The sequence below is a fragment of the Actinomadura macra NBRC 14102 genome, assembly GCF_001552215.1.
Classification (GTDB): domain Bacteria; phylum Actinomycetota; class Actinomycetes; order Streptosporangiales; family Streptosporangiaceae; genus Spirillospora; species Spirillospora macra.
On sequence record NZ_BCQT01000020.1, the window covers coordinates 202,414 to 216,790 of the forward strand.

At 69.5% G+C, this 14,377-nt stretch carries 15 protein-coding genes and 2 tRNA genes; 14 read left to right on the forward strand and 3 right to left on the reverse strand.

The features are described from left to right. The first annotated feature begins 149 nt into the window (after nucleotides 1–149). From AMA02S_RS32560 to AMA02S_RS32590, 10 genes are all read left to right on the forward strand, one after another. Nucleotides 150–521: an SCO3933 family regulatory protein gene (locus AMA02S_RS32560; protein ID WP_067466213.1), complete on the forward strand. Its 372-nt coding sequence runs from the start codon at nucleotides 150–152 to the stop codon at nucleotides 519–521. Between the two features lie 8 nt (nucleotides 522–529). Then, on the forward strand, nucleotides 530–1,876 hold the full coding sequence (locus AMA02S_RS32565; RefSeq protein ID WP_067466216.1) for an FtsK/SpoIIIE domain-containing protein: 1,347 nt from the start codon (nucleotides 530–532) through the stop codon (nucleotides 1,874–1,876). A 77-nt stretch (nucleotides 1,877–1,953) separates the two neighbouring features. Further along, the gene (locus tag AMA02S_RS42355; RefSeq protein WP_157430967.1) at nucleotides 1,954–2,226 is read left to right on the forward strand and encodes a hypothetical protein; all 273 of its coding nucleotides are present in this window, start codon (nucleotides 1,954–1,956) and stop codon (nucleotides 2,224–2,226) included. Then, nucleotides 2,223–3,071, forward strand: a complete 849-nt coding sequence (locus AMA02S_RS32570) for a DUF2637 domain-containing protein (protein WP_067466219.1) — start codon at nucleotides 2,223–2,225, stop codon at nucleotides 3,069–3,071. The genes AMA02S_RS42355 and AMA02S_RS32570 overlap by 4 nt, the downstream gene beginning before the upstream one ends. Before the next feature lie 14 nt (nucleotides 3,072–3,085). Beyond that, a complete protein-coding gene (locus AMA02S_RS32575) occupies nucleotides 3,086–3,520 on the forward strand; it encodes a hypothetical protein (RefSeq protein WP_067466227.1) in 435 nt (144 codons plus the stop codon). Beyond that, nucleotides 3,520–3,681 carry a hypothetical protein gene (locus AMA02S_RS42360; protein WP_157430968.1) on the forward strand — a complete coding sequence of 54 codons (162 nt, stop codon included), beginning with the start codon at nucleotides 3,520–3,522 and terminating at the stop codon, nucleotides 3,679–3,681. The genes AMA02S_RS32575 and AMA02S_RS42360 overlap by 1 nt, the downstream gene beginning before the upstream one ends. A gap of 18 nt (nucleotides 3,682–3,699) precedes the next feature. Next, nucleotides 3,700–3,855: a hypothetical protein gene (locus tag AMA02S_RS43075; RefSeq protein WP_169806936.1), complete on the forward strand. Its 156-nt coding sequence runs from the start codon at nucleotides 3,700–3,702 to the stop codon at nucleotides 3,853–3,855. A 146-nt stretch (nucleotides 3,856–4,001) separates the two neighbouring features. Next, entirely contained in the window at nucleotides 4,002–5,393 is a 1,392-nt protein-coding gene (locus tag AMA02S_RS32580) for a replication initiator (RefSeq protein WP_067466368.1), read from the forward strand. Continuing rightward, on the forward strand, nucleotides 5,365–5,544 hold the full coding sequence (locus tag AMA02S_RS32585) for a helix-turn-helix domain-containing protein (RefSeq protein WP_067466230.1): 180 nt from the start codon (nucleotides 5,365–5,367) through the stop codon (nucleotides 5,542–5,544). The genes AMA02S_RS32580 and AMA02S_RS32585 overlap by 29 nt, the downstream gene beginning before the upstream one ends. Next, nucleotides 5,544–6,905: a tyrosine-type recombinase/integrase gene (locus AMA02S_RS32590; RefSeq protein ID WP_084265841.1), complete on the forward strand. Its 1,362-nt coding sequence runs from the start codon at nucleotides 5,544–5,546 to the stop codon at nucleotides 6,903–6,905. The genes AMA02S_RS32585 and AMA02S_RS32590 overlap by 1 nt, the downstream gene beginning before the upstream one ends. A 76-nt stretch (nucleotides 6,906–6,981) precedes the next feature. Here AMA02S_RS32590 and AMA02S_RS32595 read toward each other — a convergent pair. Both AMA02S_RS32595 and AMA02S_RS32600 read right to left on the reverse strand, forming a co-directional pair. Further along, nucleotides 6,982–7,055: transfer RNA gene (locus tag AMA02S_RS32595), tRNA-Phe, on the reverse strand. Between the two features lie 17 nt (nucleotides 7,056–7,072). Then, nucleotides 7,073–7,150 (reverse strand) — tRNA-Asp (locus AMA02S_RS32600). Nucleotides 7,151–7,429: 279 nt separating this feature from the next. Here AMA02S_RS32600 and AMA02S_RS32605 point away from each other — a divergent pair. The 3 genes from AMA02S_RS32605 to AMA02S_RS32615 all read left to right on the forward strand — a co-directional run bounded on the left by AMA02S_RS32605 (nucleotide 7,430) and on the right by AMA02S_RS32615 (nucleotide 11,835). Continuing rightward, complete coding sequence (locus AMA02S_RS32605) at nucleotides 7,430–8,854, forward strand: amino acid permease (RefSeq protein ID WP_067466239.1); 1,425 nt, start codon at nucleotides 7,430–7,432, stop codon at nucleotides 8,852–8,854. An 81-nt stretch (nucleotides 8,855–8,935) separates the two neighbouring features. Beyond that, nucleotides 8,936–10,741 (forward strand): adenylate/guanylate cyclase domain-containing protein, encoded by a 1,806-nt coding sequence (locus AMA02S_RS32610; RefSeq protein WP_245667927.1) that lies wholly within the window; start codon nucleotides 8,936–8,938, stop codon nucleotides 10,739–10,741. 158 nt (nucleotides 10,742–10,899) lie between these two features. Next, nucleotides 10,900–11,835 carry a glycerophosphodiester phosphodiesterase gene (locus tag AMA02S_RS32615; RefSeq protein ID WP_157430975.1) on the forward strand — a complete coding sequence of 312 codons (936 nt, stop codon included), beginning with the start codon at nucleotides 10,900–10,902 and terminating at the stop codon, nucleotides 11,833–11,835. Nucleotides 11,836–11,874: 39 nt separating this feature from the next. Here AMA02S_RS32615 and AMA02S_RS32620 read toward each other — a convergent pair whose 3' ends face one another. Further along, entirely contained in the window at nucleotides 11,875–12,759 is an 885-nt protein-coding gene (locus tag AMA02S_RS32620) for a LysR family transcriptional regulator (protein WP_067466245.1), read from the reverse strand. 267 nt (nucleotides 12,760–13,026) lie between these two features. On the opposite strand from AMA02S_RS32620, the gene AMA02S_RS32625 reads away from it, so the two are divergent. Further along, nucleotides 13,027–14,355: a sensor histidine kinase gene (locus AMA02S_RS32625; RefSeq protein WP_067466248.1), complete on the forward strand. Its 1,329-nt coding sequence runs from the start codon at nucleotides 13,027–13,029 to the stop codon at nucleotides 14,353–14,355. Nucleotides 14,356–14,377: the final 22 nt, after the last annotated feature.

Below are 14,377 nucleotides of genomic sequence, written 5' to 3' on the forward strand. Positions count from 1 at the left end.
GAAAGTGGCCTGAGCGGGAGACCCGCCCAGGCCGGATGCGGTTAGCACCCTAGTTGGCGCTTCGATGCTACCTCGTTCGTCCTGATGGCGTGTGTGCTCCCTCGGTTCCGTAACGCCTGCTCAGCAGGTGGACGAGAGGTGTACTCATCATGCGCAACATCCCTGTCGACGTCTCCGCGCTCACCTTCGTGTGCGTGTCGGCGCCGCGTCCCAAGCTGGTCGACCAGGACACCGGCGAAGTCAAGGTGGACCGCAACGGCCAGACGGTGTTCACGGTGGGCCTGTCGGCCGCCGACGCCATGGGGCGGGTGGAACTGCTCAACGTGTCGGTGCCCGGCGACCAGACGGTGACGATCGGCGAGATCGTGTCGCCGGTCGGGCTGCTGGCGTTCCCGTGGGAACAGGTCCGCAACGGCGAAAAGCGGTGGGGGATCGCCTACCGCGCCGTTCAGATCGTCCCGGCGGGGGCGGTCTCCTCCGGCCCGGTCTCGGCGTCGTCCGCTGCTGCGGACGCTGCCTGAACGGCGGGATGGTCGTGAACGCTGTCTGTCTGGTGCTCGGGGTCCTGGCCGCTGCGGCGGCCGGGCTCTGGGCCTGGCGCCGGTGGCATCCGGTGTCGTTCTGGTACGGCGTGGGCTTCCCGGTCCGTGCGGTGCTGGTGTATCTGACCTGGCATCACGTGGCCTCGGGCTGCAAGCTGACGCTGAAGCGGCGGCGGCTGCGGGTCACGTTGGACGCCGTCCCCGTCCTGGGGGCCGCCGGCCGGGGTGCCGCAACGGTGGTGGAGCACAAACGGCGAGTGCGGCGGGTCGATGTCGAGCGCGCTCCCCGGCTGGGTGTGCTGCGGCCCACCGGGCTGGGCTGGCGGATGCGGCTTCGCCTGCACGACGGCCAGGTTCCGGCGGACTACGAGAAGGCGGCGGAAGGGATCGCGCACGCCTGGCGTGTGCACTCGGTGCGGGTGGTGGACGTGCGTCCCGGGTTTGTCACCCTGTGGGCGACGATGCGTGATCCGCTGACCGAGGTGTCGGTCGAACCGGAGACGGGGGAGCTGCTGCGGGTGCGGCCGGGCAAGCTGGAGAACGGTACCGACTGGGTGATGGACTTTCGCGTCGTCCCGCACTGGCTCAACGCAGGTGCAACGCAGTCGGGCAAGTCCAACCTCGCGAACGCCATCATCAAGGGCTTGGCTCCGCAACCGGTCGCGCTGGTGGGGTTCGACCTCAAGGGCGGGGTGGAGTTCACGCCCTACGCCCCGCGGTTGTCGGCGCTGGCCACCAGCCGTAAGGAGTCGGTGGATCTGCTGGCCGATCTGGTCGGCGAAGTCGAATCCCGGATGGCGTTGTGCCGCGCGCACGGTGCACGCAACGTCTGGACGCTGCCAGAAGAGCTGTGCCCGGTGCCGGTGGTGGCGCTGGTGGACGAGGTCGCCGAACTGTTCCTGATGGCCGACAAATCCGAGAAGGACGAGGTGTCGAAGTCGGCTACCGCGCTGTTGCGGGTGGCGCAGCTGGGACGGGCGTTCGCGGTGTACCTGGTGGTGTGCGGTCAGCGCATCGGCTCCGACCTCGGTCCGGGCGTCACCGCGCTACGCGCGCAGCTGTCGGGGCGGGTGTGTCACCGGGTCAATGACCCGGAGACGGCGAACATGACGCTGGGGGACCTGGACCCGGCCGCGCTGGACGCCGCGCGAGCGATCCCGGCCGAGACGCCGGGGGTGTGCGTGGTCGCCGGTCAAGACGGGTCTTGGCACCGCGCCCGGTCGGTGTTTGTGCCTGAAGCCGTCGCCGAGCAAGCCGCCCGTGACCATGCCCACCTGACCCCGGACTGGGGTGTCCTGATCGGTTCGGTCCCGGCTGTCCGTCCGGCCGCATAGCTGGCTGGGCTTCTCCGACTCCCATTCGCGCCACGTCCCTACCCGATTCATGCCCGAAACCGCCTGGAGGCTCCTCGATGACCGCCCGTTCCCTACCCGCTCGTCCCCGTCCCCGTCCTGGGTTCGTCCCCGTCTCGGCTCCGGTCTCGTCCTGCTCGTCCTCGGCCGTCTCGGCGGTCCGGGTGGGCTGGGACGACCTTCGGAGTTTGGACGTGGCGGTCTGCGGCCGGTGCGCCGAGTCGATGGCCTCGCCTCGTGCGGGTGAGGTGGACGACTGGGCCGACGCTCACCGGTGTGACGCTGAGCTGGCCGCGCTGCTGGCACTGGTCACCGACCGGCGGGCGGCATGACCCGCCGCGTTGCCGGGGTGGTGGCCGATTCGGGGCCGGTGCTGGTGCTGGCCTCGATCGCGGCGGCGGGCTCGTTCTCCCACATCCGCGACACCGCCACCGGGCACGGCCAGGACGGGTGGATGGCCTGGGCCATCGCGGTCTGCATCGACCTGACCTGTGTCATGGCCGCTCGCGAGCGTCAGCGCGACAAGCGCACCCGACGGGAAACGGCGCGGTTGTCGTGGCCCACGCTGGTCCTGGTCGGCGGGATTCTGCTGTCGCTGGCGGCGAACCTGGCCCAAGCCGACCCGTCGGTGTGGGGCTGGGTGATGGCGGCGACACCGGCGGGCGCGTTCCTGGTCGCGGTGTCGATGCTCGAACGCCGCAAAGCCGCGACACCGGCAGCGGTGCCGGCGACCGCGCCCAACCTGATCGCGGACGGCCCGGCCGTCCCGTCCTCCTACGGCGGCCCGTCCCCGTCCTCGACTCCGCCGGTCCCGTCCCCACCGTCCTCGCCGTGGGTGGTGTGGGAGGCCGACCGTCCTGAAGGTGGTGTCACCGTTCCGTCCGTCCCGGCCGATACCTCCGACCCGAACCGAGACCAGGACGGCCAGGACCACGAGGGCCAGGACGGCCAAACAACGATCCCCGTCCCCGTCTCACAGGCCAGCGACGAGGAATCGGCAGGGGCATCTCCGGCGGCTCCGCTGGTGGCCTTCGCCCGGCGGGTGGCCGCCGAACACCACACCGCCCACGGACGCCCGATCACCCGTGACGCACTGCGCGCTCGGCTCGGGGTGTCCAACCAACTCGCGTCCGACCTGCTCCGCCACATCCGCACCGAAACCGCGCCCGTCGCCTGACAGGAGACACACCTATGACCGGCAACACCACACACACTGCCCGTCCTACCGCTTCGGCCGTGCTCGGTGACCTGGACGCCCGGCACCAAACCATCACCGGCCTGCGAGCCCTCGCCGACTTCCTTGAAACGACTCCGGCCGTCCCGGTCAACAAACACGGCCATGACCTCCTGGTCTGCGTCCGAACCGGCGACGACACCTCGGCGGCGGCCCTGGTCGACCAGGTCGCCGCGCTACTGGGTGTCGAGGTGGCAGACGAACGCGACAACGGCGGCCACTACACCGCCACCCGCACCTTCGGCCGCATCTCCTACAGCATCGTCCACATCCCCGACCGCTCCCACCGGGAGTTCCACGCCCGGACCAGCTACGAAAGCAACATCCGCCTCGACAACGGCCAGGACAACCAGGGCCAGGGCGTCGGCGAGATCGCCGGGCGGGTGGCCTGATGACGACCAACACCACCGACCCGCATCACTCGTCGCTCCTGGTCCTCCTCGCCTGGGCCTGCGGTCCGGTCACGGGCTGGGCCTGCGGGACCTGCGGCGGGGGCGGCGTCGCCTCCGACGGCTCCACCTGCCCCGACTGCCACGGCCACGGCCACCACTGAGACAAGGAGGACCTCGTCATGTTCCTGCGCCGTTGTGGGTTCTTCGCCTTCTGGAGCGTGCTGGGCCTGTTCCTGGTCCGCCAACCGGAGAACGCTGCGCACGCCGTAGAGGCCATCTTCGGGGCGCTGGCGGTGTTGGCCGACGCGTTCTCGCGGTTCGTCGCCGCGTTCTGAACACGCCCCCGGCGCGGCCCGCAAAGCCGCCAAGCAAGCACACCGCGCCGGGGGCCTCGTCCCTACCAGCCACATGCATCCGATAGGGAGACCCGTCCATCGTGCCGCACCCTGCACCGCTCGTCACCGGCCTGGCCGCGCGTGACATGGCCGCACGGTTCAACCGTCCCGACTTCGGCCGGTGGGCCGCTCGTGCCCGTGCGACCGGCGGCTGTGCCCAACCGGTCCATGTCCGCGGGCGGGTGGAGTACCGCGACCCGCTCACCGGCGCCCTGCTGCACCACTACTCCACCGCCGGTGAACCCGGTGGGGCGTTGCGGGTGGCGTGCAAGACCCGGCGGGCCTCCCGCTGCCCGTCCTGCGCCGAGACCTACCGCGCCGACACCTACCAACTCGTCCGCGCGGGCTTGGTCGGCGGGAAAGGCGTCCCCGCCACAGTCACGCAGCATCCGGCCGCGTTCGTCACCTTGACCGCGCCCTCCTTCGGGCCGGTGCACTCCCGGCGCGAAACCACCGGCGGGACCGTGGCGCCCTGCCACCCCCGGCGCGGCGGCGGAACCTGCCCGCACGGACGCCCGGTCTCCTGCACCGTCCGCCACGGGGCAGATGACGGGCGGGTCGGGCAACCGATCTGCCCGGACTGCTTCGACTACCCCGGCGCCGTGTTGTGGAACGCCCACGCCCCGGAGTTGTGGCGCCGTTTTACCCTGGCCGTTCGGCGTCACTTGGCGCGGTCGGCGGGGGTACGGGTCGCCGAACTGCGCGAGGTGCTGACGGTCTCCTTCGCCAAGGTCGCCGAATACCAGCGGCGCGGCCTGGTCCATTTTCACGCCGTCATCCGCTTCGACGGACCCGGCGGTCCCGATGCTAACCCGCCCAACTGGGCCACCCTCGACCTCCTCAAAGCGGCCGTGAATCACGCGGCGGGCGCGGTCACTGTCACCACCCCAGCGGCGGGCGGGGGTCCGGCCAAGACCCATGCGTGGGGCTCACAGATCGACATCCGGCCCATCACCACCTCGGGAGAGCTGACCGACAACGCGGTGGCGGGCTACATCGCCAAGTACGCCACCAAGGCCGCCGAATGCGTCGGCACCCTCGACCGACGCATCCGCGCAACCGACGACCTGACCGACCTACCCGTCACCGGGCACGCGCGACGCCTCATCGCCGAATGCCTCCGCCTGGGTGCCGTCGAAGAGTTCGCGGGCCTGCGGCTGGCCGAATGGGCGCACATGCTCGGCTTCCGCGGACACTTCTCCACCAAATCCCGCCACTACTCGGTCACCCTCGGGCGCCTTCGAACCGACCGCATCGAACACAACCGGCGCGAACACACCGAGATCACCACCGGACGCCTGCCCTTCGACGACGACCAGGTCCTCGTCATCTCCCACTGGCGCTACCTCGGCCAAGGCATGACCCCCGGCGAAGCACTCCTCACAGCCGCCATCACCGGCAAGCCGCTGCCGCATTTCGGCTCGTCGACGCAAATCCAAGGGAGCGCAATTGACCGATCTGGTTCTCACCGTCGATGAAGCGGCCGATCGGCTCCGGGTGAGCCGCTGGACGCTCTACAACCTCATCCGCTCCAACCAGCTCCGCACGGTCAAAATCGGCCGTCGCCGTCTCGTCCCCGTCAACGCTCTCGCCGAATGCCTGGACAAGCTCTTGGAGGTTGCTGCCTGATGACCGTCACCTTGCTCGCCGTCCCGGACGAACCCGAAGAGACACCGAACTCCAAGCCTCGAAAGAGCCGTTCGCGCAAGCGTGCCAACGGAGAGGGGACGATCTACCAACGGAAGGACGGACGATACGAGGGTGCGGCCTTCGTGCCGACGACCGCCGGCACCTACAAGCGGGTCCGTCTCTACGGCCGGACACGTGAGGAGGTGCGACGCAAGCTGACAAAGGCTCTGGAACAAGCTGACCAGGGCATCCCCATATCGGCCGAGAGTTGGACGGTGGAGCAGTACCTCACGTACTGGCTGGACAACGTCGTCCGGCCTGAGCGCAAACCGCGCACCGCCCAGGGATACGAGGGCGTCATTCGCCTCTACCTCATCCCCGAACTGGGCAAGAAGCGGCTCGGCAAGCTGGCCGCGCTCGACGTCCGGGCCCTCATCAACCGCGTCCGGGCGCAATGCCTCTGCTGCAAACACGGCGTCGACGCGGCCCGCGACAAGCCCCGGTGCTGCGCCCTCAAGGGCGGCCAGTGCTGCGAATCGCACCCGTCCGTACGCATGGTCCAGTCCATTCACGCCGTCCTGCGGAACGCGCTGGAATCGGCCGTCCGGGAAGAGGTCATTCCCCGCAACGTGGCCAAGCTGGTCAAGGTCAGCGCTCCCAAGTACAAGGTGAACCGCGGGCTCACCGTCGGCCAGGCGCGCGACGTCCTCAAGGCTGCCCGTGACGAACGGCTCTACGCGCTGTACGTCCTCGCGCTCTGCCTCGGCCTGCGGCGCGGCGAGCTGCTCGGCCTGCGCTGGGAGGACATCACCCTCGCCGGCTGCCGGGCCTGCGACGGGGAGGGCGGTGAGGTGGACGGCGCCGAATGCGAAACCTGCACCGGTAGCGGAGTCGAAAGCGGCAAGCTCGAAGTCACGCAGACACTCCAACGGGTCGGGGGAGCGCTACGTTTCGTCTGTCCCAAAACAGAAGACTCCGAACGGACCATTCCGCTGCCTCCGGTCTGCATCACGGCTCTGTGCGAGCACAGGGTGAGGCAAGCGGGCGAACGGACGGACGCCTGGGAGGGCTGGCAGGACTACGGCCTGGTCTTCCCCTCCCGGCGCGGTACACCGATGGAGCCGGACAACCTTCGCCGTAGCTGGGGCCGCGTCCGCGCGGTCGCTGGCCTGAAGGAGATGCGCTTTCACGACATGCGGCATACCTGCGTCTCGCTGCTGCTCCACCTGGGCATCGCGCCGAACGTCGTCCGCGACATCGTCGGGCACAGTGATATCGAGGTGACGATGACGATCTACGCTCACACCTCGCTGGATGACAAGCGGGCGGCGCTTCGGAAGCTGGGGGATGCGCTCGGCTGAGGACGTTGCCGTCAGGGTTGCCGTCAAAAGGCCCGGAACCGATTACGGTTTCGGGCCTTTTCGCTGCTCAGAGAGGTGGGCAGGGGCGGGGTCGAACCGCCGACCTTCCGCTTTTCAGGCGGACGCTCGTACCGACTGAGCTACCTGCCCAGGACGCGCGGGGCGCCTGGCGGTCCTGACGGGATTTGAACCCGCGGCCTCCACCTTGACAGGGTGGCGAGCACTCCTAGCTGCTCCACAGGACCTTGCTGTTCCGAGCCTAGCGGCTCTGGAGGGTGTCTTGGCCGGGTGATCCGGCGCTTGGCGACGTCCGAGAGCATACGCGATGGCCGAGGGCGGCGCCAACTTGTTAAGGGGTTGGTGGACGGGCGGAGGGGGAGGAGGGGTGGTAACGGAGAGATGCCGGGCGGATACCGATCCGGGGTGGGTTTCAAGGGTGGTGTAGGCGGGGTTTCGCTTTGTTGTCCAAGTTCCTACTCTGACCCGGGTCAGAGATGTTGTGCGTGTGAGAGAGGCCGAAACGCATGGTCGCAAAGCTCCCAGACCAGGCCGCAGATGACTACCAACGAGGTCTGGGCACCCGCCAGATCCAGATGTTGGCGATCGGCGGGACCATCGGCACGGGGTTGTTCCTTGGCGCCGGAGAGAACATCGCCAAGGCGGGCCCCAGTCTGATCCTGACCTACGCGGTCGCCGGGCTGATGCTGTTCTTCGTGATGAGGGCGCTCGGTGAGCTGCTGACCTACCGGAGGGCCGAGGGAGGGTTCGCCGGGTACGCCCGGGAATTCCTCGGGCCCTTCTGGGGGTACGCCACGACGTGGACGTACTGGATCATCTGGGTCACGACCGGCATGGCGGAGTTGACCGCTGCCGGGAAGTACATCCAGAAGTGGTGGCCCGGGGTCGAGCAGTGGCAGACGGCGCTGGTGGCGCTGCTGGTGCTGTTCGTGGTCAACCTGATCTCGGTCAAGCTGTTCGGCGAGCTGGAGTTCTGGTTCGCGATGATCAAGGTCGCGGCGATCGTGATGATGATCCTTGTCGGGATCGGGGTGCTGGTCTTCGGGTTCAGCGACGCGGGGAAGACCGCGGAGGTGGGGAACCTGTGGTCGCACAACGGGTTCTTCCCCGAGGGGCTCAGCCCGACGCTGATGACGTTGCAGATGGTCATGTTCGCTTACCTGGGCGTCGAGCTGGTGGGTGTGACGGCGAGCGAGGCCAAGGATCCGGAGAAGAACATCCCGAAGGCGATCAATGCTCTGCCGCTGCGGTTCGCGTTGTTCTACCTCGGGTCGCTGCTGGTGATCCTGTCGGTGGTGCCGTGGACGGAGTTCAAGGACGGGGCGAGCCCGTTCGTGCTGGCCTTCGACAAGATCGGCATCACGGGCGGGGCGGACATCGTCAACTTCGTGGTGCTGACCGCGGCGCTGTCGTCCTGCAACGCGGGCGGGCTGTACTCGACGTCGCGGATGTTGCGGACGGCGGGTGTCAACGGTGACGGGCCCAAGGTGATGGCCGGGTTGAACGGGCGCGGTGTGCCGGTTCTGACGGTGGTGATCTCGACGCTGGTCATGGGCATCGGTGTGATCATCAACGCGGTGGTGCCGGAGAAGGCGTTCGAGTACATCACGTCTGTTTCCACTGGTGGGGCCATCCTGGTGTGGACGGCGATCGTGGTGGCGCACATGGTGTACCGGCGGCGGGTCGCGGCCGGGGCGTTGCCGAAGTCGCCGTACCGGATGCCGGGGGCGCCGTACACGAACTGGATGGTGCTGGCCTTCTTCGTGTTCGTCACCGTGACGATCGCGTGGGAGGCCGATACCAGGATCGCGCTGTACGTGATGGCGGGATGGTTCGTCGTGATTGTCGCGGGTTGGCCGCTCGTGCGGCGTGCGTCGCAGGACGCGACGAAGGTCAAGGTCGCGTTGGCGGAGGAGAGTACGAGCGCGTGAGCGGGACGGGACGTCCCGGCCCCGGGACGTCCCGTCCTAGTGCGATGATGGGCCTGACCCTCGGAGGCGCCTGTGCCCGGCGTGCCACGCACCAGGCTGGAAGTCCGCGTCCGCTGGGTCCTGCTGGTCGTGGTCGGCGTCGCGAATCTGGTCGGGGCGCTGGTGGTGCTGCTGTTCGCGACCTTCGTGGTTCCGGACCCACCGTTGGACGACCGTGACCATGTCCACTTGGTGAATGCGGTCGCGTTCTTCAGTTATCCCCTGGTCGCGGGGCCGGTGGCGCTCTTCATGGGGCTGCGGTTGTGGCGCCCCGTCGTCAGCCTGGTGCGGGACGGCGGGGTCCCCGATCGCCGGCAGGGCCGGGCGGTGCTTCTCGGGCCGCTCCGGCTGACCCTGCTTGTGGGCGGGTTGTGGGGATTTGGGGCGGTCGGGTGGGCGGTCCTCGACTGTGTGCTGTTCACCGGGCGGCTCGCGGTGAAGACCGGGCTGACCTGCCTGCTCGGTGCGGCCACGACCTGCACGATCATCTATCTGCTGTCGGAGCGGCTGTTGCGGCCGGCGGCGGCACTGGTGCTCGCGGCGGAGGGGCCCCGGCGGTTCCGGCTGCCGGGGGTGACGACGCGGGTCATGCTGGCGTGGGCGCTCGGGACGGCGATCCCGGTGTTCGGGCTGATCTGTGTGGCCGTCGCCGCGCTCGCCGCACCGGACATCGCTGCCTCCCAGCTCGCGATCACCATTCTGGGCCTGGGCGGCGCCGCGCTGGTAGCGGGCGTCTATGTCACCTATATGGCCACACGGGCGATCGCCGATCCGATCAAGTCGGTGCGGACGGGGATGGCGCAGGTCGAGCGCGGCGATCTTGAGGCCGAGGTCTCGGTGTACGACGCGAGCGAGGTGGGGCAGCTCCAGGCCGGGTTCAACCATATGGTCGCCGGGCTGCGGGATCACGAGCGGCTCCGGGACCTGTTCGGACGGCATGTCGGCGAGGAGGTCGCGGGCCTCGCGCTGGAGCACGACATCACGCTCGGCGGGGAGACGCGCGAGGTGGCGGTGCTGTTCGTCGACCTCACCGGTTCCACGCGGCTGGCCGAGACGCGGAGCCCGGACGCGGTGGTGGGTCTGCTCAACCGGTTCTTCGGCGTGGTGGTGAGCGTCGTGGCCAAGCACGGCGGCTGGATCAACAAGTTCGAGGGGGACGCGGCGCTTGCGATCTTCGGGGCGCCGGCGGAGCTGCCGGACCCGGCGGGCGGGGCGCTCGGCGCGGCGCGCGAGCTGGCGGTCCGGCTGCGGGAGGGCGTGCCGATGCTGGACGCGGGGATCGGCGTCTCGGCGGGCCCGGTCGTCGCCGGATACATCGGTGCCGAGCAGCGTTTCGAGTACACGGTCATCGGTGATCCGGTCAACGAGGCCGCCCGGCTCAGTGACCTGGCGAAGGTCTCGCCCGGACGTGTCCTCGCCGCGGCCCCCGTGCTGGACCGGGCGCATCTCGATGAGGCGGACGAGTGGGACCTCGGCAAGTCGGTGACGTTGCGCGGCCGCAGCCGTCCGACCCGGCTCGTCTCGCCGCGCCCGCACTCGGTCCCGGTGCCCGTGCCGCCGCCGGAGGACGAGGCGCCGTCGGCCCGCCGCATCCGCTTCCCACGCCCGCCGGGTCTGCGCAGAACCCGCAAGCTGGTCCTCGGAACGCTGATCCTCGCCCGGGCGGCGCGGCTTTCCCGTCCGGACGGAAGGGAGCCGGAACTGACACCGGGTCCGGGGGAAGACGCGGTGCCGGGGGCGGAGACGGGCGTGGGGCGGGAGTTGCGATTGGGGCCTGAGCTGGAGCTGGGGCCCGAGTGGACGTTGGAATCGGCGGTTCCACCCGAAAAGTCGGAAGAAAGCGAGTAACTGCCACGTTCCAGGCGCACGCCGTGTTCCGCTCGCATCTCACCTTCGCGGATACGTATTGTCACTGGCCGTACATGGTCTGCTTCCGGGCTGTCACCCCCGTGTCATCGAGTCGATCAACCGTGGGGGTGACACCGTCCAGCATTCGAGAGGTGAAGATGTTCCGACGGTATGGTCTCGCGTTCGTCGCGGCCACGACGACGATCACCGGATCCATGACGGATGCCGCGGCCGCGGACCCGCCCCCCGCCCCCTCCTCCCTTCCCGGCTTTCCCGAACCCCGTCCCCGCCTCGTCCCGGTGGCGGCGCTGAGCGCGAAGATCGCCAACGTCGCGCATCGGGGCGCGTCCGCGTACGCGCCGGAGAACACGCTCGCGGCGTTCCGGCTGGCCCGGTCCAAGCACGCGGACGTCTTCGAGATCGACGTCCAGGAGACGAAGGACCACAAGCTCGTGGTCGTCCACGACTCCACCCTGACCCGGACCACCAACCTGGAGAGCGTCTACCCGGCCCGCAGCACGTCCAAGGTCTCCGGTTTCACCCTCGCCCAGATCAAGAAGCTGGACGCGGGGTCCTGGTTCGCCGCCAAGTACAAGGGCGAGCGCGTCCCCACGCTGAGCGAGGTGCTGACGGCGATGGACGGCCGCGGCCTGGGGCTGCTCGTGGAGATCAAGAACCCGGCGAGCTACCCGGGGATCGAACGCCGGATCGCCGCGGAGTTGAAGCGCCACCCGTCCTGGCTGCGTCCCGACCCGCGTCAGCGCCGGCTGGCCGTCCAGTCCTTCGACTGGAACTCGGTGAAGCGCTTCCATTCGGCCCTGCCCGCGGTGCCGACCGCCCTGCTCGGCAAGCCCGAGGTCGCCGACCTGCCGAAAGTCGCCAAGTACGCCGACCAGATCAATCCCACCTATGGATCCCTGACCGCGTCCTACGTCAAGAAGGTGCACGCGACCCGCATGCGGGTGCAGACCTGGACGCTCGACGACCGCACCAGGATGCGCAAGGCCGTCGGCCTCGGGGTGGACGGCATCATCACCAACAGGCCGGACGTTCTGTACGGCGTCCTCAGCGCCGCGAAGGCCAAGGACGCCTGACCGAGACGACGGTGCCCTCGATATCCCGGGCCCTGTGCTTCACCCCGGCCATCGGTCGCGGGCCCGGGATATGACGGCGCGCGCCGCGGGGCTGCGGGGGCCCTCGGCGCGCCAGGCGAGGGCGATGCGGCCCTGGAGGCGGGGACGGACGATCGGCATCAGATGCAGTTCGTCCGCATAGGCGCGGGCGGCGGACTCGGGCAGAATCGCGACGCCGAGCCCCTGCGCCGCCAGCTGGGCCAGGACGGGCGGCTCGGCGGCCTCGAACGCGATGCGCGGGCGCAGGCCGGCGTCCGCGCACGCTTCGTCCAGGACGGCGCGCAGCCCGGTGCCCTTCGGCAGGCTGACGAGGTCCCGCGTGGCGAGCGTCCGCAGCGCGACCGCGGACCGTCCCGCCAGCTCATGATCGGGTGCGACGGCCGCGTACAGGGCCTGCTCGATGACGACCTGGGTCCGCAGGCCCTCGGGCCGCTCGGATCCGAGGCTGATGAACGCGAGGTCGATACGCCCGGTGAGCAGCCCGTCCACGAGGGTGGCGGAGTCGTCCTGCGTGACGGTGATCTCCACCTGCGGATGGTCGCGGTGGAACCCGGCGAGCATCGCGGGCAGTTCCAGGGACCTGATCCAGTCGATGGTGCCGATCGTGACGTGGCCGCGGAGCAGACCGGTCAGCTCGTCGACCGACAGCCGCGCGCCCTCGATCGCGGCGAGCGCCGCCCGCGCGTAGGGCAGCACCGCGGCGCCCACCTCCGTCAGCCGGACGGTCCGTCCCGACCGGTCGAGCAGTGGCTGGCCGAGTTCGCGTTCGAGCTGGCGTATCTGGGCGCTGACACCGGGCTGGGCGACGTGCAGACGGGCGGCCGCCTTGGTGAAGCTCGCCTCCTCCGTCACCGCCACGAAGTACTCCAGCTGGCGCAGCTCCATAACGAACGATGCTAACAGCGCTGTCGTCCATTTCCGAGGCTTCTGGATGACATGCTTCATGACCGTGGACCCGGTGGTCGGATCGGCAGTCCTGTGTCGCTCGCCGAGTGCAAAAGGTGGGCGGTAAAGCGACCGGGTAAACCAATTCTTTGACGTCTCTTGGGCACAGCAAGCCCGTTCTCAGGCTTGTTTCCGGTCTGGCGGGTGATTACCTCACCTGCGGGAGGTCGGGTGTACGGACGGCGCACATGGTCCATACGGGTGCGGATGACCGTCATGGCCGCGGCGGTCACCGCCGTGATCTGTGCCGTCCTGACCTTGGTGATCGGCGCCGGTGTGCGGGGGCGGGAGTCGGAGTACCGGCGGGAGCAGGCCACCACGGCTGCGCTGCAACTCGCCTACCAGATCAAGCGGGATCGGGTGTCCGCGCAGCTGGCCGCGCCGGACAAGGTCGACGTTCAGGTTCTGAACGACCGGCGGATGGTGATCGCGGCCACGCCCGGAGTGCGGGGTCGCACGCCGATGGCCTCGTTCGTCCCGGAAGGGGACAGCGTCTACGCGGCCAAGGTGCTGTGCCCTCCGACGGGGCTCAGCGGATGCATGTCCGTCGTGGCGTTCCGCGTCTACCAGCCGGGAGGGGACTGGACCGTCTACGCGGCCGCCAAGAGCATCCCCTGGTACGTCAACTCCAGCCTCAGCACGTTCCTGGTCAGCGTGTCGCTTCTAGTGATCTTGCTGGCGGCCCTGCGGACCTGGCGGACGGTCGACCAGACCCTCGCCCCGGTGGACGCGATCCGGGCGGAGCTGACCGAGATCACCGCGCGCCGCTCGGGCCACCGCGTCCCGGTGCCGGAGAACCGGGACGAGGTCAGGCTGCTGGCCGAGGCGGCGAACGCGACCCTCGACCGGTTGGACGCCGCGCTGGAGCGGCAGCGCAGCTTCACCTCGGACGCGTCCCACGATCTGCGCAGCCCGATCACCGCGGCGCGGGCGCAGTTGGAGGAGGCGCTGATGTATCCCGAGGAGGTCGACTGGCCGCGGACCGGACGATCCGTCCTGCAGAGCCTGGACCGTCTTCAGGCGATCGTCACGGACCTGCTGGAACTGGCCCGCCTCGACGCCGGTAAGTGGAGCGATACCGAGCCGGTCGACCTCGCCGCGCTCGTCACGATCGAGCTGGCCAGGGCGGACCGGAGCAAGAGGATCGTCACCCACCTCCAGGAGGGCGTGACGATCAACGGTGACCGGCTGCGGCTCGTCCGGCTGCTGACGAACCTGCTCGACAACGCCGAACGGCACGCCGAGACGCGGGTGGACGTCAGCGTCCGCCGTGAGGGCGACACGGGCGTCCTGGAGGTGCTGGACGACGGTGGGGGCGTGGCCGAGGCGGACCGGGAGATCGTGTTCCAGCGCTTCGCCCGGCTCAGGGACGGCCGGGACAGGGATGCCGGCGGCACCGGCCTCGGTCTCCCGATCGCCCGCGAGATCGCCAAGTCGCATGGCGGCGATCTCACCATCGAGGACAGCGAGCGCGGCGCACGGTTCGTCATGCGCGTCGCTCTCAGCACCCCCCGCCGCCACGACGAGCCGTACTGACGGCCGCCACGTTCCGGGGGCT

Bases quoted from the DNA above. Each gene is read 5' to 3' on its own strand.
- AMA02S_RS43075 (WP_169806936.1), top strand. From the start codon at position 3,700: ATGTTCCTGCGCCGTTGTGGGTTCTTCGCCTTCTGGAGCGTGCTGGGC.
- AMA02S_RS32625 (WP_067466248.1), top strand. From the start codon at position 13,027: ATGACCGTCATGGCCGCGGCGGTCACCGCCGTGATCTGTGCCGTCCTG.
- AMA02S_RS32615 (WP_157430975.1), top strand. From the start codon at position 10,900: ATGTTCCGACGGTATGGTCTCGCGTTCGTCGCGGCCACGACGACGATC.
- AMA02S_RS32560 (WP_067466213.1), top strand. From the start codon at position 150: ATGCGCAACATCCCTGTCGACGTCTCCGCGCTCACCTTCGTGTGCGTG.
- AMA02S_RS42355 (WP_157430967.1), top strand. From the start codon at position 1,954: ATGACCGCCCGTTCCCTACCCGCTCGTCCCCGTCCCCGTCCTGGGTTC.
- AMA02S_RS32570 (WP_067466219.1), top strand. From the start codon at position 2,223: ATGACCCGCCGCGTTGCCGGGGTGGTGGCCGATTCGGGGCCGGTGCTG.
- AMA02S_RS32605 (WP_067466239.1), top strand. From the start codon at position 7,430: ATGGTCGCAAAGCTCCCAGACCAGGCCGCAGATGACTACCAACGAGGT.
- AMA02S_RS32580 (WP_067466368.1), top strand. From the start codon at position 4,002: ATGGCCGCACGGTTCAACCGTCCCGACTTCGGCCGGTGGGCCGCTCGT.
- AMA02S_RS42360 (WP_157430968.1), top strand. From the start codon at position 3,520: ATGACGACCAACACCACCGACCCGCATCACTCGTCGCTCCTGGTCCTC.
- AMA02S_RS32565 (WP_067466216.1), top strand. From the start codon at position 530: ATGGTCGTGAACGCTGTCTGTCTGGTGCTCGGGGTCCTGGCCGCTGCG.
- AMA02S_RS32620 (WP_067466245.1), bottom strand. From the start codon at position 12,759: ATGGAGCTGCGCCAGCTGGAGTACTTCGTGGCGGTGACGGAGGAGGCG.
- AMA02S_RS32575 (WP_067466227.1), top strand. From the start codon at position 3,086: ATGACCGGCAACACCACACACACTGCCCGTCCTACCGCTTCGGCCGTG.
- AMA02S_RS32590 (WP_084265841.1), top strand. From the start codon at position 5,544: ATGACCGTCACCTTGCTCGCCGTCCCGGACGAACCCGAAGAGACACCG.